General features: G+C 43.2%; 13 protein-coding genes, 1 pseudogene and 1 riboswitch. Of the genes and pseudogenes, 8 read left to right on the top strand and 6 right to left on the bottom strand.

Translation table 11 applies throughout. The features are described from left to right. The first annotated feature begins 111 nt into the window (after positions 1 to 111). Positions 112 to 1,392: a 3-phosphoshikimate 1-carboxyvinyltransferase gene (gene aroA, locus VTAP4600_RS07690; RefSeq protein WP_102522260.1), complete on the top strand. Its 1,281-nt coding sequence runs from the start codon at positions 112 to 114 to the stop codon at positions 1,390 to 1,392. Between the two features lie 51 nt (positions 1,393 to 1,443). Here the strand turns inward: aroA and VTAP4600_RS07685 are convergent, their stop codons facing one another. Further along, the gene (locus VTAP4600_RS07685) at positions 1,444 to 1,689 is read right to left on the bottom strand and encodes a YciN family protein (RefSeq protein WP_102522259.1); all 246 of its coding nucleotides are present in this window, start codon (positions 1,687 to 1,689) and stop codon (positions 1,444 to 1,446) included. A 315-nt stretch (positions 1,690 to 2,004) separates the two neighbouring features. Between VTAP4600_RS07685 and topA the strand changes: the two genes are divergently transcribed. From topA to VTAP4600_RS07655, 5 genes and pseudogenes are all read left to right on the top strand, one after another. Further along, complete coding sequence (gene topA, locus VTAP4600_RS07680; protein WP_102522258.1) at positions 2,005 to 4,647, top strand: type I DNA topoisomerase; 2,643 nt, start codon at positions 2,005 to 2,007, stop codon at positions 4,645 to 4,647. A gap of 551 nt (positions 4,648 to 5,198) precedes the next feature. Beyond that, a pseudogene (locus VTAP4600_RS07675) lies at positions 5,199 to 7,597 on the top strand (bifunctional diguanylate cyclase/phosphodiesterase). Positions 7,598 to 8,014: 417 nt separating this feature from the next. Then, the gene (gene glgC / locus VTAP4600_RS07665; RefSeq protein WP_102522255.1) at positions 8,015 to 9,235 is read left to right on the top strand and encodes a glucose-1-phosphate adenylyltransferase; all 1,221 of its coding nucleotides are present in this window, start codon (positions 8,015 to 8,017) and stop codon (positions 9,233 to 9,235) included. Position 9,236: 1 nt separating this feature from the next. Beyond that, the gene (gene glgA, locus VTAP4600_RS07660) at positions 9,237 to 10,688 is read left to right on the top strand and encodes a glycogen synthase GlgA (protein ID WP_102522254.1); all 1,452 of its coding nucleotides are present in this window, start codon (positions 9,237 to 9,239) and stop codon (positions 10,686 to 10,688) included. A gap of 314 nt (positions 10,689 to 11,002) precedes the next feature. Then, positions 11,003 to 11,803: an alpha/beta fold hydrolase gene (locus VTAP4600_RS07655; RefSeq protein ID WP_102522253.1), complete on the top strand. Its 801-nt coding sequence runs from the start codon at positions 11,003 to 11,005 to the stop codon at positions 11,801 to 11,803. A gap of 89 nt (positions 11,804 to 11,892) precedes the next feature. On the opposite strand, the gene VTAP4600_RS07650 is transcribed toward VTAP4600_RS07655, so the two are convergent. The 5 genes from VTAP4600_RS07650 to torD all read right to left on the bottom strand — a co-directional run bounded on the left by VTAP4600_RS07650 (position 11,893) and on the right by torD (position 15,947). Beyond that, positions 11,893 to 12,204, bottom strand: coding sequence for a putative signal transducing protein (locus VTAP4600_RS07650; protein WP_102522252.1), 312 nt, complete (start codon positions 12,202 to 12,204; stop codon positions 11,893 to 11,895). 27 nt (positions 12,205 to 12,231) lie between these two features. After that, the gene (locus VTAP4600_RS07645) at positions 12,232 to 12,918 is read right to left on the bottom strand and encodes a TVP38/TMEM64 family protein (protein ID WP_102522251.1); all 687 of its coding nucleotides are present in this window, start codon (positions 12,916 to 12,918) and stop codon (positions 12,232 to 12,234) included. Between the two features lie 135 nt (positions 12,919 to 13,053). Next, on the bottom strand, positions 13,054 to 13,644 hold the full coding sequence (locus VTAP4600_RS07640; protein WP_102522250.1) for a TfoX/Sxy family DNA transformation protein: 591 nt from the start codon (positions 13,642 to 13,644) through the stop codon (positions 13,054 to 13,056). A gap of 114 nt (positions 13,645 to 13,758) precedes the next feature. Beyond that, positions 13,759 to 13,850, bottom strand: a riboswitch (cyclic di-GMP riboswitch). Between the two features lie 145 nt (positions 13,851 to 13,995). Further along, the gene (purR, locus tag VTAP4600_RS07635) at positions 13,996 to 15,000 is read right to left on the bottom strand and encodes an HTH-type transcriptional repressor PurR (RefSeq protein ID WP_102522249.1); all 1,005 of its coding nucleotides are present in this window, start codon (positions 14,998 to 15,000) and stop codon (positions 13,996 to 13,998) included. Positions 15,001 to 15,296: 296 nt separating this feature from the next. Beyond that, positions 15,297 to 15,947: a molecular chaperone TorD gene (gene torD / locus VTAP4600_RS07630; RefSeq protein ID WP_102522248.1), complete on the bottom strand. Its 651-nt coding sequence runs from the start codon at positions 15,945 to 15,947 to the stop codon at positions 15,297 to 15,299. A 238-nt stretch (positions 15,948 to 16,185) separates the two neighbouring features. On the opposite strand from torD, the gene torR reads away from it, so the two are divergent. Both torR and ltrA read left to right on the top strand, forming a co-directional pair. Continuing rightward, positions 16,186 to 16,899, top strand: a complete 714-nt coding sequence (gene torR / locus VTAP4600_RS07625) for a two-component system response regulator TorR (RefSeq protein WP_102522247.1) — start codon at positions 16,186 to 16,188, stop codon at positions 16,897 to 16,899. An 868-nt stretch (positions 16,900 to 17,767) separates the two neighbouring features. Then, positions 17,768 to 19,051 carry a group II intron reverse transcriptase/maturase gene (ltrA, locus tag VTAP4600_RS07620; RefSeq protein WP_102521018.1) on the top strand — a complete coding sequence of 428 codons (1,284 nt, stop codon included), beginning with the start codon at positions 17,768 to 17,770 and terminating at the stop codon, positions 19,049 to 19,051. The last annotated feature ends 62 nt before the right edge of the window (positions 19,052 to 19,113 follow it).

Here is a 19,113-nt window from a genome sequence, read left to right as displayed (position 1 = left end):
GCAAGACAGCCTCTAGCCAAGGCAATTCTTTTTCGCTAGTCTGCAAGTACGAAGAATTTTAAATGCACACGTGCGGTTAACGCGTGCAAGCACAGGAAGAACATACACTAAATGGAAAGCTTTACTTTACAACCTATTGAAGTTGTATCGGGTGAAGTCAATCTACCCGGTTCAAAAAGCGTATCGAATAGAGCCCTTTTGTTGGCGGCTCTGGCTAAGGGTAAAACTCGCCTTACTAACTTACTAGACAGTGATGATATTCGTCATATGCTCAATGCTCTCACCAAACTTGGTGTTACTTATCAACTCTCTGAAGACAAAACCGTCTGTGAAGTTGAAGGGTTAGGGCGTGCTTTCAACACCGCAGAAGCGACGGAGTTGTTTTTAGGTAATGCGGGTACCGCGATGAGGCCTTTAGCGGCGGCATTGTGCCTTGGAGAGGGTGAATACGTTCTTACTGGTGAGCCTAGAATGAAGGAGCGCCCGATCGGCCACCTCGTTGATGCCCTGAAAACGGCCGGCGCCGATGTGGAATATCTTGAAACTGAAAATTACCCGCCACTAAAAATTAAGTCTACTGGCTTAAAGGCTGGCACAGTGTCAATTGATGGTTCGATTTCTAGCCAGTTCTTAACGGCATTTTTAATGTCAGCGCCACTTGCCGATGGCGAAGTAACGATCAACATCGAAGGCGATTTAGTATCCAAACCATATATTGATATTACTTTACACATCATGAAGCAATTTGGTGTCGAGGTGATCAATAACAATTACCAGTCGTTCGTTATTCCGACAGGGCAAAGTTATATAGCCCCAGGTGATTTTTTAGTCGAAGGTGATGCGTCTTCTGCCTCTTATTTCTTGGCTGCTGCTGCGATTAAAGGCGGAGAAATTAAAGTCACTGGCATTGGTAAAAACAGCATTCAAGGTGATATTCAGTTTGCTTACGCCCTGGAAAAAATGGGTGCAGAAATTGAGTGGGGCGACGATTACGTTACCGCCAGAAAAGGCGACTTAAAAGCGGTTGATTTGGACTTTAACCACATTCCAGATGCCGCGATGACGATTGCTACGGCGGCACTATTTGCTGAAGGTACAACGGCAATTCGAAACGTTTACAATTGGCGAGTCAAAGAAACAGATCGTTTATTTGCTATGGCTACAGAGCTTCGTAAGGTGGGCGCTGAGGTTGAGGAAGGTGAAGACTACATCACGATTACGCCACCTCAATCGTTAACACATGCAGCGATTGACACTTATGATGATCATCGAATTGCTATGTGTTTCTCGTTAGTGGCCTTAAGCGATACACCAGTAACCATTAACGACCCGAAATGTACGTCGAAAACGTTCCCAGACTACTTCGAAAAATTGGCCGGATTGAGCAAATAACGATCGGGTTAAACAGAAAGCCTTAGTTTAATGCTAAGGCTTTTTTGTTGACTATTTGTCAACGCTGAACTCTTTAGATAATTGATGCGCTAGATATTTAAACATGTTGAATACAGAGGTGGTTTTTTCTGTTGGCAGGCCTTGCTCGGTTAAAAAGTACTCACCCTTAAAGACCAAAACGTCTTCTTTTTCTTCTACTGACGTTGCGCGCATGCCTTCGAGGTAATCAGCATGTTCTTGAATCATTTGATTGGCGATTAAAAGTAAATCGAATTCACTAATTTTTTTCTTGCTCATTGATAAATACCTCACATTATTTTGCGGCTAGTGTAGGGCTTATGATAATAAATTCAAGTGAAGTCGTAATCGGTATTTTGTGAGCCATTGCAGAAAAATATTAAACAAAGTTAGTGTAACTGTGAGCTCATGATTAGTATGTCGGCCAATTATAGGACAGACATTGGTTGATAATTGACGATATGTCGACCATTTGGCGTTGAATTAAAAAAAACAGGTTGACCTTCTTATAAACTCGCACAATAGTAAAAAAAGAAGCAATGAACCAGAATAGTATGCGTTTAGTGCAACCGAATTGAGGACGTTTGAGTCAGTATGGGTAAATCTCTCGTAATAGTGGAGTCACCAGCCAAGGCAAAAACGATTAACAAGTATCTTGGTAAAGATTACATTGTTAAGTCGAGTGTAGGTCACGTACGTGATTTACCAACCGCCGGACAGAGCAGTGGCGCGAAAGCTGCGGCTATCTCTACCAAAGGTATGAGCCCTGAAGAGAAAGCTCGTATCAAGAAAGAAAAAGATCGTAAATCGCTGATTAAGAAAATGGGTATCAATCCATACAATGATTGGGAAGCGAATTATCAGATTTTACCGGGCAAAGAAAAAGTTGTCGCGGAATTACAGAAATTAGCAAAAGACGCTGACCATGTATATCTCGCAACCGATTTGGACCGCGAAGGAGAAGCTATTGCGTGGCACCTTCGTGAGATCATCGGTGGCGATGAACAACGTTACAAGCGTGTGGTTTTTAATGAGATCACTAAAAACGCAATTCAACAAGCGTTTGAAACTCCGGGTGAGTTAAACATTGATGGCGTAAACGCCCAGCAAGCACGTCGCTTTATGGACCGTGTTGTTGGCTTTATGGTCTCCCCACTGCTTTGGAAAAAAGTGGCGCGTGGTTTATCTGCCGGTCGTGTTCAATCGGTTGCTGTTAAGCTGTTGGTTGAGCGTGAGCGTGAAATCAATGCGTTCATTCCAGAAGAGTTCTGGGATGTTCACGCTGACACAAAAACGGCCGATCAAACCGATTTCCGTTTGCAAGTGGCTCAAAAAGACGGCGTCGCATTTAAGCCAGTCAATGAAGCACAAGCAAGCTCAGCGGTGACTACGTTAGAAAAAGCAAGCTACGAAGTTTGCAAACGAGAAGATCGCCCAACGAGCAGCAAGCCATCAGCGCCTTACATCACTTCAACGTTGCAACAGGCGGCGAGTACGCGTCTTGGTTACGGCGTAAAGAAAACAATGATGCTTGCGCAGCGTTTGTATGAAGGTGGTTACATCACTTACATGCGTACAGATTCAACCAACTTGAGCTCTGAAGCAGTAGAAACACTGCGTGAATACATTGCGAGCGAGTATGGCAATCAATACCTGCCTGAAAAAGCAAAAGTTTACGGCAGCAAAGAAGGTGCTCAAGAGGCGCACGAAGCGATTCGTCCTTCAAGTGTTGATGTAAAAACTGAAGATTTGAAAGGTATGGAAGCCGATGCACATAAACTGTATCAGTTAATCTGGAACCAGTTTGTCGCGTGTCAGATGACGCCAGCAAAATACGACTCAACAACATTGAGTGTTCGTGCTGCGGAATTCACACTGAAAGCGAAAGGCCGTATTCTTAAATTTGATGGTTGGACTCGTGTTCAACGTCCTATGGGCAAAAATGAAGATCAAATCCTTCCTGCAGTCCAAATTGGCGATAAATTAGATTTAGTGGCACTCGACCCTAAACAACACTTTACTAAGCCACCAGCGCGCTTTACAGAAGCCGCATTGGTTAAAGAATTAGAGAAGCGTGGTATTGGTCGCCCTTCAACTTACGCTTCAATCATTTCTACGATCCAAGATCGTGGTTATGTGAAGGTAGAGCAGCGTCGATTCTATGCTGAGAAAATGGGCGAAATTGTAAGCGATCGATTAGACGATAGCTTCAATGACCTGATGAACTACGATTTTACCGCTCGTATGGAAGCAAAACTTGATCAGATAGCCGAAGGCGAAACAAGCTGGACTGGCGTATTAGATCAGTTCTTTGTTGACTTTACGGGTGATTTGGAAAAAGCGGAACTTGACGAAGATGTGGGCGGAATGAAGCCTAATAACATCGTCGAGACTGATATCGCATGTCCTACCTGTTCTCGACCTATGGGGATTCGTACTGCTTCAACCGGTGTTTTCCTGGGTTGTTCAGGGTACGCTTTACCACCAAAAGAGCGTTGTAAGACGACGATTAACTTAGGCGACGAAGAAGGCATCATCAACGTACTTGAAGAAGACGTTGAAACCGCCGCACTTCGTGCTAAGAAACGTTGCCCTATATGCGAAACGGCAATGGACGCATACCTAATCGACGAAACGCGTAAAATGCACGTTTGTGGTAATAACCCGAACTGTGAAGGTTACGTGGTTGAATTTGGCGAGTTTAAAGTCAAAGGCTATGACGGTCCTTTAGTTGAATGTGATAAATGTGGTAGCGACATGGTGCTGAAAAACGGCCGTTTCGGTAAGTACATGGATTGCACCAGCGAAGACTGTAAAAACACACGTAAGATTCTAAGAAATGGCGATGTCGCGCCACCAAAAGAAGACCCAGTGCATTTCCCAGAATTGCCGTGTGAAAACTCAGATGCTTATTTTGTTTTACGTGATGGTGCTTCTGGCTTGTTCATGGCCGCAAGTAACTTTCCTAAGTCTCGTGAAACGCGTGCGCCGTTGGTTAAAGAATTGGTGGAATACAAAGAACGTATTACCGATAAATTTAAATACCTAACGACCGCACCGGTTGCCGATCCAGATGGCCGTCCTACGGTGGTTCGTTTTAGTCGTAAATCGAAAGAGAATTACGTTCGTTCGGAGATTGATGGTAAGCCATCAGGCTGGACTGGCCTTTACATTGACGGTAAGTGGGAAATTACCGACAAGCGTAAAAAGCCAAAAGCAAAAGCGGATGAAAAGTAAGCGAAACCTTTCGTTTAAAGCTAAATAACTGAAATAGATAATAATGAAGCAGCCGATTGGCTGCTTTTTTTTGTTTTAAATTTGACCGCTAGTCAATATCTCCTAATCTTAAAGTTATAAAATAATAATACTAACAACGTCATCTTGTAATCTAGCTCCGCGGTAGAGGAGCTTGGAGAGGTCTATTTGGTTAGGAGGAAACGGTGAGGCTAAAAGGTTCGCTGAAAACACGGTTAGTCGTGATCACCTTAGTGGCATTGCTTCCAGCCGTTTTGATCATCACTACTAATATTTGGTATCAGTTTTCTCAAGAGAAGGAGAGGGTCGCACGTCAGGCATACGCCTTCACTAAAATATTACTTGCAGATCAAATTGAACTCATTTCTTCGACGGAATATCTTCTCAAAGCCATCAGTATTCGGCCACAAGTACAGAATCCACGTTCAAAAGAGTGTCAAAAAGCGGTAAAGGAATGGCAGCGGTTGAGCCCTTACATCGTAAATATTGGTATTCCCCTTGCCGATGGGAACCTGTTTTGTAACGCAACAAACATGTCTCAAGCGGTAAACGTTTCAGACCGACTATATTTCCAGCAAGCGATACAAGATCGTATTTTCTCTGCTGGGCAGTTTCAACAAGATCGAGCAACCGGTATTGCATCGATCAATTTTGCCTATCCAGTGTTAAATGAAAACGAAGAGGTGATCGCAGCCGCAGTTGCTGTACTGTCACTTGAGTGGTGGAATCATAGGCTGACCACATTAGAACTGCCAAAAGATGCGATTGCGTTAATAGTCGACGCTAACAAAAAGGTCATTGCATCTGACGGTGAAAATTACAACGCAGATTTACCAGGCTTGTTTTCTGGTGATACGGTGGAAGAAGAGGCTGAGCTGGTCAAAGGCTTTGTCGATTCAGCAGGTATGAATCGGCTGGCTGTCAGTATGCCGTTGCTTATTAATAATCGCGATACTAACGCTCGTTTTGTTGTTTCATTGTCGACGGAAGAGTCATACAAGATGGCTCGACGATCCGCATTAAGGGCAATGGTGAGTTTAGTGGCGGGTTATGGCGTATTTATCACCCTTTTGTGGTGGGGTTTTGCATCAAATGTACTTAAACCGGTTTACGCCTTGTTGACGGCATCAAAACGTTACATCGAACGCTGCGATAACAAAAAAAGCCCAAGTCTAGATGAATTGTCTGGGTTCTACAGGCAGTTTACCCAAGTCATCCGCGAGCAAGAACGGCTAACAAACACGATTATTGAAAATGAACTCCAACTGAGTACTGCATATCAAAGGCTTAACAACTTATTAGATAATTCTCCTTTCGGTGTCGTTGAATGGGATCCAGACCTAAGAATTCAGCGTTGGTCGGCGGAGTGTATCCGTGTATTCGGCGTAGAGTTTGATCGGGTCAAAAATAGAAAAATAGACCAACTAGAGGCCGATATTAAGCATCACTTCTGGGCAATTGAATCATTCTTGAAGTTATACCGAAATGGCAAATCAAGTATGAAAACCTCAGAGGTAAGTTTTAAGGATGGTGTCAATGCAGAAAAAGTACTGCGATGGCGTTTTTCTGCAATCTATGATGATTCCGAAAACCTTATTGCCATTTTAGGGATGTTCGAGAATGTAACACAGCAGGTAGAGTATCAAAGAGAACTTGAATACTATGCTAAGTACGACAGTTTAACGGGCCTACCTAACCGGTATTCAATTCTTCAGTATATTTCCGAACGAATTATCCAAAACTACCATTTTTCTATTGTGTTACTCGACATTAAGAACTTTAAGATGGTGAATGATCATTATGGTCATGAGTACGGAGATATGTTGCTCGTCGAGTTAGCCGAGCGAATGAACCTGCCGCTTCAACGGGGTGAGCTGTTGTCTCGTTGGGGAGGCAATGAGTTCATATACGTGATTCCCTACACCGCTAAAGTAGACGTTCTGAGAAGAGTGGAAGAGCTTCGTTCCAAGCTGGCACTGCCGCTGACATTGGGAACAGGTTCTTATTCTACACAGCTTCATTGTGGGATCAGTTCAACGGAAGATAGCTACGAGACCGCTGGGGATCTAATACGCTGTGCTGACCTCGCGATCTATTTTGCTAAAAAGAAAGCCGGTGGTCCGGTCAATATCTATAACCCAACCATGTCCGAAATAGGCAGTGCCCAATTCGAATTGGAAGCAGAATTAAGAACGGCGCTACAAAACAACGAATTTGAGCTCTATTACCAGCCAATAAAAAGTAATGGCTCAGGCCTTTACGAGTCGGCAGAGGCTCTTATTAGGTGGAATCATCCAACTCGAGGCATGGTTTCTCCTGCTGAGTTTATCCCTGTGGCAGAAGAATCAGGCTTGATTCTGCCGATTGGGTATTGGAAAAAGCCATTTCCCAAATGAAAGAGTGGCACGTTAATGGCGTTATGTTGAAAGACATTGCTGTGAATTTATCCGCTCTTCAACTTAACGATGCAAAAATCGTCAGTCAGGTCAAATCCCTCTGTGAACACTATCAGTTGTCTCCGAACTTATTGACCCTTGAAGTGACGGAAACGTCACTTTTATCTAGCCATACGGATGTCATCGGTAAGATTAAGGAGTTAAAAGAGTTTGGGATCAAGATCGCACTTGATGACTTTGGTACTGGCTATTCAAGCCTTAGTTATTTGAACGAACTTCCATTGACTAAATTGAAAATAGATCGTTCGTTTGTTGCAAAAGTGGGTGAAAATGATAATGAAATGTTGCTTGATGCGATATTTTCAATCGCACATGGGTTGAGTTTGAGTGTTATCGCTGAAGGTGTAGAGACCCAGAATCAATTCGACTATATCGTGGCAAGGCAGTGCGAGTATAGCCAAGGTTACCTATTTAGTAAGCCAGTCCCCCCAACAGAGCTGGAATTGATACTCAGAAAGGAAATGTCGCCTTGTTAGATATGATAAAACGAAGATCACGTAACACAATTGAAACCTTATTGTTACATAATAAATATACGTGGTAAGACCTGTCACAATTCTTGAATTAGTGATTGTAATTGCATATTAATTTAGCTACAAAGGCTTCATTAAAGCGTACTCTGTAAAATATAATTAAAAGTACGAAAAAATAAAAATTAATAGATATTGGATATGTATTATTCGCTTGGTTTGCTCAATGGATTGAAAATGCACCAAAGTGCCTCTTTTTTCTCCATTTATAACAAATTGAGCTCACTGTGTGGGCAACTTTCCCTTTGATAGCGCCTGTGAGTGTACCGCTAGGTATAAACGTCAATACCTAGACACTTAACATGCGCTATTTACCTAGTTGCTAACACAGATGTCAAAAAACTATAAATATGGAGATTTAAAATGGCTGGTGTTCTAGGAATGATTCTTGCGGGTGGTGAAGGTTCACGTCTTCGTCCTTTAACGGAATCACGCAGTAAACCCTCGGTTCCTTTTGGCGGTAGCTACCGTCTGATTGACTTCGCTCTAAACAACTTCGTTAATGCTGATTTAATGCGTATTTACGTGTTAACACAGTTCAAATCGCAATCACTTTACCTTCACATGAAAAAAGGCTGGAACCTATCCGGTATTACGGATCGATTCATTGATACAGTCCCTGCTCAAATGCGTGACGGTAAACGTTGGTATGAAGGCACAGCAGATGCTATTTACCAAAACATCCGTTTCGTTGAGTTGGCTGACCCTGATCAAGTTTGTATTTTTGGCTCTGACCATATCTACAAAATGGATATTCGCCAAATGCTTGATTTCCACAAACGAGTAGAAGCAAGCTTAACAGTATCAGCAATTCGTATGCCTTTATCTGAGGCCTCTGAATTTGGTGTTATTGAAGTAGACGAAAACGGCAAGATGATTGGTTTTGAAGAAAAACCACAAAACCCTAAATCAATCCCTGGTTCTCCAGGCGAAGCGTTGGTTTCTATGGGTAACTACATTTTTGAGACAGACGCTCTTTGTAAAGAACTTCGTGAAGATGCAGACAACGAAGCATCAAGCCATGACTTTGGTAAAGACATTATCCCGAAAATGTTCCCTCAAGGTGATGTGTACGTTTACGACTTCTCAACCAATAAAATCAGCGGTGAGAAAGAAACAACGTACTGGCGTGATGTAGGTAGCATCGATTCATACTGGTCTGCTCATATGGATCTACTAGACAAAGATCCTCAATTCTCACTTTATAACCGTAAGTGGCAGTTGCATACATACTACCCACCATTGCCGCCAGCAACTTTTGTTGACGTTGATGAAAACAAGGTAAACAAAGTTACCGATAGTTTGATCTCAGGTGGTAGTTACGTTCAAGGCTCTGATATCTACAAGTCTGTACTTGGCTATCGCAGTAATGTTGCTAGTGGCTCAATGATCAGCGAGTCAATCTTGTTAGGTGATGTTAAAGTAGGCGCTGGCTGTAAAATTCGCCGCGCAATCATTGATAAGAATGTTGAGTTTGCACCGGGCACCGTTATTGGTGAAGATTTAGAACTAGACGCACAACGATTCCATGTTTCTCCTGATGGCATTGTTGTCGTTAAGAAAGGGATGAAAGTTGGATTCTAAGATGGATCGATTGAACATTTGGTTTACAGTATCTGAAGCTGAAGGCTTGATCAAAAGTGGAGGCTTAGCCGATGTGGCTAAGGCTCTGCCGAAAGCGCTTCAAGGGTTAGGTCACGAGGTTGCGATTGTACTTCCTGCGTATCAAAAACTGCCAGGTAAGTCGGACGCGCAAGTTGTCCTCTCTACAGAGTTGGATTTTTGGCCTCATATTGGCTATCAAGTCCGCAAGTTGTCGCTTGATGGTGTGGATGTTTATGCGGTTGAGTGCGACAAGTACTTTGATCGACCTGAACTCTATGCGCAAGCGAATCAAGCTTATGCCGATAACGGCGAACGTTTTGGCTTTTTCGCTTCTGCTTGTCTAGATATGTTGCCAAAACTGGGCATTAATCCAGACATCATTCATGCAAATGATTGGCATACAGGGCTAATACCATTCTTACTAAAAACACGTTATGAGCATGATGAGCGTTATCAGCATATTCGTAGTGTGTTAACAGTACATAACGCCATCTTTAAGGGTATTTATTCTTACGATGAGCTTGAGATCATCCCAGAGCTTAATCTGTCGGGAATGGATCACCTGCAATATGGTTATGGTCATGTCAGTATGCTTAGAGCAGGCGTTGCCTTTGCTGACAAAGTAAATGCAGTCAGTCCCAACTACGCTGCAGAACTAATGACACCGCTTGGTTCACACGGAATGGTCGATGATTTTGTTCATCGTAGTGCTGACTTATACGGCATTGTTAATGGTTGTGATTACAGTGAGTGGAGCCCGGTAACGGACAAACACTTACCTGCTAATTACAAGCCAACATTAACGAGTATGGTGAAAGGCAAAGCGCTGAATAAGCGTTGTCTGCAAGAAGAAGTCGGGTTACAAACAGAAAAATTGCCAGTATTTGGTATGGTTTGCCGTCTGACGCATCAGAAAGGCTTCCACTACATATTGCCAATTTTAGAGCAGTTTCTTCGTAATGACGTCCAGTTGGTTATCGTTGGTACGGGTGAACCAGAAGTGGCTCAGCAACTGCATCAAGTGGCGAAACAGTTTCCGACTAAATTCGCTTTTATCGAAGCTTACGATAACCGTCTAGCTCATTTAGTTGAAGCAGGTTCGGACTTCTTCTTGATGCCTTCAGAGTTTGAAGCGTGTGGTTTGAATCAAATCTACAGCATGTCTTACGGAACATTGCCAATCGTACGTGCGGTCGGTGGCCTTAAAGACACAGTGGTGGACTATGATCAGAGCCCAAAACAAGCAACAGGTTTTAGCTTCGACGAGCCAGAGCCTCTCGCGTTGTTAGCGGTTATGCAAAGAGCGTTGATTTTGTATCTTCAGCAACCTGATGAAATGAAACGCGTTCAGTTACATGCCATGAACACAGACTTTAGCTGGATCGATTCGGCTAAGCTGTACGATGAGATGTACCGCGCTGCATTAAGATAGAACGACCAATGTTCCTATTAGAAGGCCTCCTTGCGAGGCCTTTTTTATATCAGTAAGCCTAATCGCTCTAGATATCACGAAATGACGCAATTTGTTGCAATATGGTTGGCGAAGTAAGTCGGTATGAATTGTGGTTCGTTAACCTGAAAGACATAAGAAAATGAGTAACTTAAATTTGAAAGTGATCAATATGTAGCGCGTGAAAGCTTCGGTACTAGGTTATGCACCTAGGCATTGCTGTTACACTGCCTTTTATATGTGGTAGTATTTTGCAATCAATATAAGTACTAAAATAAATAGATAAGCATATTTGAATGTCTGACGCCTTGCTGTTCCATAAAACTTACCTTCACCCAACGAGTAAACACTGGGTGGTATTCGTCCATGGTGCGGGCGGAAGCTCATCTATTTGGTTTAAACAAATCAAAGCCTATCGAGAGCACTTCAACTTAGTGTTGGTGGATCTACGTGGACACGGTCGTTCACACCAGCTTATAAAAGACATCATTAATAGCGACTACACGTTCAAAGATGTATCGCAGGATGTGTTGAAAGTCATGGATCATTTAAAGATCCAATCAGCGCACTTTGTCGGAATGTCTCTTGGAACGATCATCGTGCGCAATGTCGCTGAAATCGCAGCTGAAAGAGTATCAAGTATGGTACTTGGTGGCGCGGTAACACGGTTTAACGCTCGCTCTCAAGCCTTGGTAAAACTGGGGGATTGGAGCAAGAATATTTTGCCATATATGTGGCTGTATCGCTTATTTGCTTATATCGTTATGCCTCAGCGTAGTCAAAAAGAATCACGGCATTTATTCATCCGAGAAGCAAAAAAATTATGCCAAAAGGAATTCAAACGCTGGTATACCTTGGCTGCGGATGTGAATCCGTTAATGCGTTACTTTAAAGAGCAAGATATCCCTATACCGACGCTTTATCTTATGGGGGATAAAGACTACATGTTTATCCAACCGGTAAAAGAGATGGTAAAAGTACACAAGAAAAGTGCGTTGATCGAGATTCCAAATTGCGGTCACGTCTGTAATGTTGAAAAGCCGGAAGCCTTTAACAGGCAATCAATCGCCTTTATTCAGCAGCACGCTTGTTCATAACGTTACGGTACTCTTTTCCCCAAACCTGAGTACCGTCTCTGCTTTCTCTGCTTTCTCTGCTTTACTTAGCCTTTAGCCCTAATCATTCCCTACAAATCTTGTGAGCCACAATTCCAACAGCAAGAAAATTGCGGTTCAATCGACTCGCCGCATTGTTTGCACAACCACGGCGTTTGCCCATTAGACGTTGAGTCCAAATATTGCTGTATGAGGCTTAATGATAGCTGGTGTTGGCTTTCATTTAACAACCATACATAAGGCTCACTGTTCTCCCCGAAAGGCAGTTCGCCTTGAAGGCCAAACAAGCCTTCTCCGCGAACTTCACACTCTATCCCTTGCGTCTTGAGTAGCTCGCAAACAATGTGCGCTTCCGGCGGGATTGTGGCGGAAAATAATTTCATACTCTCTCTCGTTTTATTATCGTTCTGCTAGCTGGCTTTTTTTTGTACAGACGACTGTACTTTCCCCATGATCCACTTAGCGGCGACTGGGAAAACGCCCAATAATGCGAAGGATAATAGAACAGTAGGGGAGACAATACCGGATAAGCTTTCTATTTGAGCCAATTGCGTGCCTGCGTTGATAAATACTGCAGTGCCAGGGAGCATGCCGAGTTGGCTTACAAAATAGAATTGCAGCGTTTTTATTGGTGTTAATCCCATGACGAGGTTAATCAAGAAGAATGGAAAAACAGGGATTAAGCGTAGGCTAAATAGGTAGAATGCCCCATCTCGCTTAACCCCTTCATTAATGGTTTCTAACTTGGCGCCAAATCGATTTTGTACCCAGTCGCGTAGTAGATAGCGGCTACTCAAAAACGCCAATGTTGCGCCAAGCGTACTGGCGAAAGAAACTAAGATAAGTCCGGTGGTAAAACCAAATAGTGCGGCGCCGAGTAGGGTAATTACGGTAGCTCCGGGTACAGAGAAGGCGGTGACTAATACGTATAATGCGAAGTAACTTAACGCTGAAACAATGAAATTGTTTTCAATAAACTCACCTAAAGCAACTTGTTGGGCTTTAGCGTTTTCAAGCGTTAGGTGTGGACCAAAATTGATCGCCAATACCACGATTACAGCGATGAAGACTATCCCTAAAATGATCTTCTTGTTCATATTTACGTCCTGTTTAGAAAAGTTGTATAAATCTTAATAAGTATGACAGAGGAAATAGGATAAAACTTTCATTTGATACAAAAAAAACCGCGAGCTTGTCAGTTCGCGGTTTTTTGTTGTTCATATTATGTCGACCTAATTTAGCTGATCGATGAGCTCGTCTCTGCGTTGTTTCGGGATGACTGACCAGTGTGTGCCGTTAATAGCGCCTTCAAGCGCCCACAATAGCTCGAATCCAACATCTCCGGTGTGCGTTTGGCTAATTGCTTGATAAGCTTTAGCTGCACCGTGAGTGCGTAAATCGTCGGCACTATTGATTCCGGCTTTCTTAAGCATTCTTTCAGTACCTAAACGCAGGTTAGGTAAATCTTTTAAACGAGTTGGTTTCACCTCGGCTTGCTTGAGCTTTTCGGTATTTGCAACCGTGAGAGCCTTAAGTGCAATATCGAGGATATCTTGAGGCGTTTCCCACATCTGAAAAGGTAATGCAAAATACTTGGTAACGACGGGAAAACCACGCTTTTTATAGACATAAGGCTGAAGACCTTGTTGCTTAAATGTCAGCGCATTGGCTGCATCAGCCCTTATGTGAAGAGTATCGTTTACGACCAAAGCAAACATAGTATTGTCTGCAAAGACACCAAAGCCACCAAACATAGAGCGAGATTTTATCTTCCCTAAAGTCTCAAATAGCTTAAGTGAGTTTTTTAATATCGGTTTATCCATGCTAATAATCTCGGTTTAGAAACAACGTCACCAAAATCAGGTCCGAGAAGTGAGCAAAACTATGCGAGTGTTATATAAGCCACAAGGTAGCTATATAAATTTTGCATATTTGCCATCGGCGACCCCACTACCATACCAATAATACATATTGATTTAGGCCGGAAGTTTTGCGTCCTACTTTTTCAAGTAGTTTGCCCTGTGCGTGACAATAAAATCATAGTGAAAAATCGGAACAAACATCACAATTGAGGTTTCTTAATGTGACATTGGTTCAAATAAGAGTGCCTACAATATGAAACAGCCCTCGCATATGAAGCAAGGGCCATTAAATATGAATTAATCTGCTATTTGCTAGATTAATCTTTTGACGGATTGACGTTCAACAATCTCGGGGTGCATTTCAAACACTCGTTTGTCATGTTCTTTATCTTTAATGCGTTCAAGCAAGATCTCAAAAGCTGTTTTACCAACACGACGTTTAGGTTGGTGTACCGTGGTGAGTGGCGGTGAAAAGTAACCAGAGACTTCAATATTATCGTAACCAATAACAGAGATATCGTCAGGAACGCTCAGGCCTTTTTCTTGAAGACGACTTAAGAGTCCAAGAGCCATGGTGTCATTGAAGCAAAAAACCGCGGTTGGGCGTTGTGCCATAGCAATGATTTTATCCGCTGCGACAACCGCCATATCACATTCGAAATTACCTTCAATGATGTGATCTTCTTGGAACTCAATGTTTGCTTCGGCTAGAGCGCGTTTATAACCGGCTATACGCTCGATGCAGGCGAGTTTGTCTAAGTGGCCACTTAAACAAGCGATGTCTGTGTGTCCGTGATCAATTAGGTATTTCGTTGCTAGATACCCACCTTCTTCAGAGTTATCGATGATCTTATCTGCATGAGAGCTTTCAGGGCCCCAGTCCATGATTACTTTTGGAATGTCAGCGTGAGAATCAAGCATTCCACGAAGTTCTTCCGTTAAATCTGAACACATGACTAATATGCCGTCTACACGTTTCTCAGCGAGCATACGGATATAATCTCGTTGCTTTTCGTAGATACCACCAGTATTACACAGAATCAAAGTGTAGCCTTGACGGTAGCAGTAGCTCTCAACACCGTCGACAACTTCGGCGAAAAATGGGTTGGTAGACTGAGTTACTAGCATGCCGATCGTACGGGTCGTATTACACTTAAGGCTGCGTGCGACAGCGCTTGGGGCATAATTTAGTTCTTCTACTGCTTTGTTTACTCGCTCTTGCGTTGCTTCAGCAACAAAACGAGTTTTATTAATTACATGTGAAACCGTAGTAGTCGATACACCGGCAATACGCGCAACATCTTTAATCGTGGCCATAAAAATTTCCTGTCGAGTCAGCACCGTATGAGTATTAGTTTAATGGAGGGCTGACCAAATATAATTAATGCAAAAAATAAAACCGCTCAATATAGGCGGTTTTCATGGAACTGGCGTGTTTTCATATTTTATCGTTTGCGATCACAATTTTAGACCGATTCAAACACTCTGACAACGTTATTTGTTTCAAAACGACGATGTATTCATTAAAACAGTGAATTCAGGAATGAAAAATGATAACGAGAGATGACCAAAATGAAGGGAGAGGGCCGTATTTTCGACCCTCTAGATGTCTTTTACTGCTCGCCTGAAATGTATTCACAATCAAGCTTAAGGAAGGCAAGCAACAGCTGTGCTACTGCGGCATAAAACCCAAATTCATCGAATTGGCGGCATTTTGCGTTAAATGATGGAACCCAAGTCAGCATGTGTTGTTCGATAAATTGTTTTTGTTCCAGTAAAGCCAACTCAAAGTCGTTTTCATTGTCGATTTCGTTAGAACGCACGATTAGGTTACCAAGGAAGTCGAGCTCTAATGCGAGATGATCGGCAGGTTCATTAAAGCCTTCTTGCTTGGTAATGTTTTTGTCTTTCATCAGTTGCTCCATTGCCAGAGCAGGTTTACCGTTTAACAAACCTTCAGTGCCAATATACAAGGAGGCATAAGGGAGTGCCGCATTTTTGGCGGTAGCTAAGAACAAACCACAAAAGTCGGCGGACAGTTCTAGTTGAACATCGGCACGGTCTTGCAGTTGGTTAAGCGAGTTAATCAGCGCGGATGTCGCCTCTGTTAACTGAGGGTTTTCACCTAAGCCAGAAATAAAGCCTCTGATCTCAGCTGTATGGTACGCCGTTAATTCATCTTCAGTTAGTTCACGCGCAAATAGGCTCGATAGCCACCAATATATCTCTGCCCGTTTTTCGTTGAACGCTTTAGCTTCTTGCATAGGGATAACTCTCATAAAGAACTGACAAGGTGATTCTAACGGATTAAGATGAACAGAACTAATCCAAAATATGTTAAATAATGAAAGCTTATTGCTGATTATTAACCCAGGCTGTCAAGGTTGCTCTGAATCAATAAAAGCTAAAAAAAATGGTTATTTTAGTCTATTCGCTAGATATGTAACGGATTGTGAATAGAATAAATAGAGAGTGTAGATAAAAATATTATAAGTGGTGTAGATGAGCTATCACGTTTTAGTCGTAGAAGATGATGTGGTCACACGTAGTAAGCTGGCGGGTTACTTCCAAAATGAAGGTTATACCGTGAGCGAAGCTGAAAATGGCGAACAGATGCGTGCCATTTTGGGTGAGTACTCCATAGATTTGGTGATGCTAGATATTAACCTTCCTAGCGAAGATGGGCTAATGCTGACGCGAGAACTTCGTAGCCAGTCTAACATTGGCATCATACTGGTTACCGGTCGTACAGACAGCATTGATAAAATTGTTGGTTTGGAGATGGGCGCAGACGATTACGTTACCAAGCCCTTTGAATTGCGAGAATTACTCGTTCGGGTTAAGAATTTACTTTGGAGAATTTCGTTAGTATCGGAAGCTTCTTCACGTGATATTCAAAAAGAAGAATCAGGACAACTTGTGCGTTTTGGTGAATGGACATTTGATGTTCAAAGAAGATCATTAAGTTGCAATGGAGAGCCGGTCAAGCTGACAAAGGCTGAGTACGAATTGCTTGTTGCCTTGTCATCTTATCCGAACAAAGTGTTAAGTCGTGAACGGATTTTGAATATGATCAGCCATCGTGTCGACGCCCCTAACGATCGTACTATCGACGTATTGATTCGTCGAATGAGAGCCAAGATGGAACAGGATCCTAAAAATCCACAAATCTTCGTAACGGTTCATGGTGAAGGCTATATGTTTGCGGGTGATTGACCTCGTGAGCCCTTCTAGTAAATGAGCCATAAAAAAACCGAGATGATTATCTTAATGCCGATCGTTTAGCTACTTGAACGATCCTCCAGAGGCCTCATAATCGGTCGTAACGTAAGTTACGGCCGATTTTTGTTTGCCCAGCGAAGCTGGCAAACCCATTAGGCTGAAAGAAGCCTAAATCACCCTGATTGAGGGGAAGATAATCCGAATCGCAAGGGCGTTGCTGGCCAACGGCAGGGTTTGAAGGAAGCGATAGGAAGTTAACAGTACACAACGAAAGTGAACCTGATTCGGCAATTTAGGTGGGTAAGCGTGCAAAATAGCGTGAAGCCCGATACTCAATCAGACCTAGATTGTGCTTGAGGGTGGCATTGTTAACAGGGAGCCAGTGCAGTAACTGGGGAAGCCTGACACCACATCCGAGCAAACGTCGGAAGCATAAACTCAAGGCGAGAGCCAAGATCTATGTTGGTGCGAGGTGGCAGATGAATCCGTAGTAGTGAGTAAAGCTCGGCCGGTGAAGCCCAGTAATGGTGTGGAGGATAAAACTGAGCTGACCATCAGTAACACGTCTGATGGGACAACATTTTGCCAAAAGCAATCTGGTGTTGCGAAGGGATGAAGTACATTTTAAGTCTGTGATGAGCAGATGTTTTTTTTCAGTGGTATACAAGTTGATTAGCTATCGAGGTATTCCGTCTCGGTCTTTGTGAAAGCAAAGCACTGAAGCGAGAAACCGTACAAGGGAGTAACTCTGACTCACTCTAGTAAATTGCCATTGAGCTAGAAGGCTAGAGAGTGGAGTGAAATACACCAACACTGTGAGAGAGCATTTGTCCCCACACGGCACACAATCTAAAGGAAAAAGTTGAGAGTTTACTACAGTTTATATGGTCACTTGCTCCACAAAGAGCGACTCTATAAAGGATTTAAAAAAGTGTGGAAAGCGAAAGGCGCGGCCGGAATAGATAGGCAGAGCCTAAGCGACTACGCCCAAAATCTGAGTGATAACCTAGATCAACTTCTTCTGGAACTCAAAACCAAGCGATACACCCCTCAACCCGTCAGACGGGTAGAAATACCGAAAGATGATGGTGGGGTGCGATTACTTGGGATCCCAACAGTACGGGATAGAGTTGTCCAACAAGCTCTAAATGATCTATTAACCCCAATCTTCGAAGAGCAGTTTCACCCATCCAGCTTTGGGTATAGACCGAATCGAAGTTGTCACGATGCTATAAACAAAGCGACGATGTTCATCCGTCGATACGGAATGCAACACGTCGTAGATATGGACTTATCGAAGTGCTTCGATAAGCTCGACCACGAGCTTATTCTAAAAAGCATTAAGAAACGAGTCACAGACAGTAGCGTACTGGAGCTCATCAAACAGTTCCTGAAAAGTGGCGTAATGGTTGATGGAGAGTGGCAGCATACCGAGATAGGTAGTCCGCAAGGTGGAGTAATAAGCCCACTGATAGCGAACATCTATCTGGATGCGTTTGATCAAGAGATGCGAAAGCGAGGACATCGAATAGTCCGTTATGCCGACGACATACTGATCTTCTGTCGCAGCCGTAAAGGTGCAGAAAATGCGCAAGTACAGGCAACGAAGGTCCTGGAAAAACAGCTCAAGTTAACGGTGAACGAAACCAAATCACACATAGCGCACAGCGGCGAAGGTGTGAAATTCCTTGGAATAGAAATCGGTAGCCATTATAGCCGTATTCAGCCAAAGAAAATGTCGACGTTCAAAGGAAAGTTGAAGCGAGTGACAAGACGCAATGGCGGTAAGCCATTGTTAGAAGTCATTAAACAACTGAATCCACTTCTGAGAGGGTTCAGCCAGTACTTTCGAATAGCGAATGCCAACAGGGAGTTTAAGAAACTGGCCGCGTGGTTAAGGCGAAGACTTCGCAGCGTCCAATTACGATTATGGAAAAAACCGACCCGACTCCACCGCAGGCTAAGACAGCTAGGTTACGAAGGGTCATTCAGGTATATCTGTATGGATAGTTGGAGAAATGCTGCGAGTCCATTAGCCAGTTACTCGATGCCAAATCAATGGTTTAACGACCTTGGATTAGTGAATCTTGAACACGTTAGGACAGGATATGTGTTCAGCCATTATGCTGAATGGAAATGTGCATGAGCCGTATACGAGGTCCGTACGTACGGTTCTGTGAGAGGGATGAGGCGGAGACGCCTCACCCT

The sequence above is a fragment of the Vibrio tapetis subsp. tapetis genome (genome assembly GCF_900233005.1).
Taxonomy (GTDB): domain Bacteria; phylum Pseudomonadota; class Gammaproteobacteria; order Enterobacterales; family Vibrionaceae; genus Vibrio; species Vibrio tapetis.
Note: the sequence above shows the minus strand (reverse complement) of the source record. Positions and strands in the feature narration are given on the sequence as shown.

What these genes read in the sequence shown, in the direction of transcription:
- aroA (WP_102522260.1), top strand. Translation starts at nt 112, where the DNA reads ATGGAAAGCTTTACTTTACAACCTATTGAAGTTGTATCGGGTGAAGTC.
- VTAP4600_RS07685 (WP_102522259.1), bottom strand. Translation starts at nt 1,689, where the DNA reads ATGAGCAAGAAAAAAATTAGTGAATTCGATTTACTTTTAATCGCCAAT.
- topA (WP_102522258.1), top strand. Translation starts at nt 2,005, where the DNA reads ATGGGTAAATCTCTCGTAATAGTGGAGTCACCAGCCAAGGCAAAAACG.
- glgC (WP_102522255.1), top strand. Translation starts at nt 8,015, where the DNA reads ATGGCTGGTGTTCTAGGAATGATTCTTGCGGGTGGTGAAGGTTCACGT.
- glgA (WP_102522254.1), top strand. Translation starts at nt 9,237, where the DNA reads ATGGATCGATTGAACATTTGGTTTACAGTATCTGAAGCTGAAGGCTTG.
- VTAP4600_RS07655 (WP_102522253.1), top strand. Translation starts at nt 11,003, where the DNA reads ATGTCTGACGCCTTGCTGTTCCATAAAACTTACCTTCACCCAACGAGT.
- VTAP4600_RS07650 (WP_102522252.1), bottom strand. Translation starts at nt 12,204, where the DNA reads ATGAAATTATTTTCCGCCACAATCCCGCCGGAAGCGCACATTGTTTGC.
- VTAP4600_RS07645 (WP_102522251.1), bottom strand. Translation starts at nt 12,918, where the DNA reads ATGAACAAGAAGATCATTTTAGGGATAGTCTTCATCGCTGTAATCGTG.
- VTAP4600_RS07640 (WP_102522250.1), bottom strand. Translation starts at nt 13,644, where the DNA reads ATGGATAAACCGATATTAAAAAACTCACTTAAGCTATTTGAGACTTTA.
- purR (WP_102522249.1), bottom strand. Translation starts at nt 15,000, where the DNA reads ATGGCCACGATTAAAGATGTTGCGCGTATTGCCGGTGTATCGACTACT.
- torD (WP_102522248.1), bottom strand. Translation starts at nt 15,947, where the DNA reads ATGCAAGAAGCTAAAGCGTTCAACGAAAAACGGGCAGAGATATATTGG.
- torR (WP_102522247.1), top strand. Translation starts at nt 16,186, where the DNA reads ATGAGCTATCACGTTTTAGTCGTAGAAGATGATGTGGTCACACGTAGT.